Raw genomic sequence first — 2,093 nt, 5'->3', positions numbered from 1 at the left:
GTCTCGATCCCGTACCGGCGCCCGGCCTCGAGGTTCGACGTCCCGGCGAAGCCCGCGACCGCGGCCGCGCGGGCCGCGGCGACCGCGGCCAGCTCGCTCGCCCGGCGCGAGCCCATCTCGAGGCAGGGGCGGTCGACGGCGGCGCTCGTCATGCGCGACGCCGCGGACGCGACCGCGGAGTCGTAGTTGAGGATCGACAGGACGAGCGTCTCGAGCAGGACGGCCTCGGCGAACGTGCCCTCGACGACCATCACGGGGGACTGGGGGAAGAACACGTCGCCCTCGGCGTACCCGGTGATCGAGCCGGTGAAGCGGTAGCCCGCGAGGTAGTCGAGCGTGCGGTCGTCGACGACGCGCGCCTCCTGGAGCCAGGCGAGCTCGAGGTCCGTGAAGCGGAACGTCGCGAGCGACTCCAGGACGCGGCCGGTGCCGGCGAGGACACCGTAGCGCCGGCCCGCGGGCAGCCGACGCGTGAAGACCTCGAACAGGCAGTGCCGGTCGGCGGTGCCGTCGGCCAGCGCTGCCTGCAGCATGGTGAGCTCGTAGCGGTCCGTGAGCAGCGACGTCTGCGCGGACGGTGCGAACGGGGCGGTGCGGGCGGCCGGGGCGTCCGTGCCCGGGTGGTCTGCGGGACTCATGTGCCCAACCTAGGGCAGACGACGACGCCGTGGCGCGCGTCGGGCGCGGATGGACAGGCGCGGCGCCCCACGGGGCGGCGCGGGCCTCTCACCAGGCCGTGGACCCTCCCGTCGGGCCGTGGACATGGCGGCGCCGGACTTCACCCACCACATAGAGTGGGGGAGTGACTGGAACGGCGACCGCGGGGCCCCGCCTCGACGAGGAGATCGACACGCGGGAGGGGCTCTCCCTCGCCGACACCTGGGTGACGCTCGTCTGGAACGACCCGGTGAACCTCATGAGCTATGTGACGTACGTCTTCGAGAGCTACTTCGGGTACTCGCAGCAGAAGGCGAGGACGCTCATGCTCCAGGTGCACCAGGAGGGGCGTGCGGTCGTCTCGTCGGGCGGCAGGGAGAAGATCGAGGTGGACGTGCAGGCGATGCACGAGTTCGGCCTCTGGGCCACGATGCAGCGGAGCGGGGAGTAGTGCGGCCCTTCCGGCGGGCGCGGCGCGGGTACGTCGCTGAGCTGAGCGCTTCGGAGCGCCTCGTGCTCGCCCACGTCGTGGGCGACGTCGTGGAGCTCCTGCAGGAACAGACCGGCACGGTTCCCCCGGAGGATCCTGAGGCGTCCCGGATCGAGGGGGTCGCGCCGTTGGCGGCGCCTCCCGAGGAGGTGCGGGCCCCCACGGACCCGGCGGTGCGTCGCCTGCTGCCGGACGCGTCGCGCGAGGACGGCGAGGTGTCGGCGGAGTTCCGCCGCTTCACCCAGGGCGACCTCGTGGCGGAGAAGGCCCAGCGGCTCCTGCTCCTCGCGGACCTGCTCCTCGCGGGGGACCCGCAGGACGCCGAGGCGTTGACGCCGCTGATCGTCCGGCCCGACGACGCCCGTCGCGTCGCGGGAGCCCTCACCGACATCCGGGTCGTCCTCGCGGAGCGCCTGGACCTGCGCACCGACGACCAGGTCGAGGACCTGCACGACGAGGTGTTGGCCCGTGAGGAGTCCGGCGTCGAGCCCCCGGAGGAGGCTCCGGACGCCGCGCGGCGCTTCCTGGCGAGCGTGTTCCTGCTCTCGGGATGGTTGCAGGAGTCGTTGGTCGAGCTGATGCTCGCCGAGGTTCGTCGCGCTCCCCGCTGACTCCTTGTCCGCGGGTACGCACGCACGCCCGTCTATCACGCCTATAAGCCACTCGCGAGATTTGTGTCAAGATGCGACGGGGGTGAAGTGGTGCCACGATTGTCCTGGTTGAACCGGGGCGTCCGCGTCCCGGCCGAGAGAATAGAGGGACAACATGCCTACGTGGCTCATCATCCTGCTCGTCGGAGTCGTGCTGCTCGTGTTCGGTGTGGCGGTCGAAGCAGCGAAGTTCCTGATCTGGCTCGGCATCATCGTGCTCGTCGTCAGCCTCGTGGTGGGGCTGATCGGACGGGGCAAGGCGAGGGTCTAGGCGACCCGGGTCGCCGCCTGACGGC

Annotated in this window: 3 protein-coding genes and 1 pseudogene; 3 read left to right on the top strand and 1 reads right to left on the bottom strand. The window is 71.6% G+C overall.

Going from position 1 to position 2,093, the window contains the following annotated elements:
- Positions 1-638, bottom strand: a pseudogene (locus tag ACFRCR_RS18495) (nicotinate phosphoribosyltransferase); the annotation flags it as partial.
- A gap of 206 nt (positions 639-844) precedes the next feature.
- Between ACFRCR_RS18495 and clpS the strand changes: the two are divergent.
- The 3 genes from clpS to ACFRCR_RS18480 all read left to right on the top strand — a co-directional run bounded on the left by clpS (position 845) and on the right by ACFRCR_RS18480 (position 2,068).
- Positions 845-1,108, top strand: a complete 264-nt coding sequence (gene clpS / locus ACFRCR_RS18490) for an ATP-dependent Clp protease adapter ClpS (protein WP_240666174.1) — start codon at positions 845-847, stop codon at positions 1,106-1,108.
- Positions 1,108-1,758, top strand: a complete 651-nt coding sequence (locus ACFRCR_RS18485; RefSeq protein ID WP_377679642.1) for a DUF2017 family protein — start codon at positions 1,108-1,110, stop codon at positions 1,756-1,758. Before clpS ends, ACFRCR_RS18485 begins: the two co-directional genes overlap by 1 nt.
- 154 nt (positions 1,759-1,912) lie before the next feature.
- Positions 1,913-2,068, top strand: coding sequence for a hypothetical protein (locus ACFRCR_RS18480; RefSeq protein WP_164984102.1), 156 nt, complete (start codon positions 1,913-1,915; stop codon positions 2,066-2,068).
- Positions 2,069-2,093 lie beyond the last annotated feature (25 nt).

Origin of the sequence: Oerskovia sp. NPDC056781, from assembly GCF_042789955.1 — a bacterium.
GTDB classification, from domain to species: Bacteria; Actinomycetota; Actinomycetes; order Actinomycetales; family Cellulomonadaceae; genus Oerskovia; species Oerskovia rustica.
Note: the sequence above shows the minus strand (reverse complement) of the source record. Positions and strands in the feature narration are given on the sequence as shown.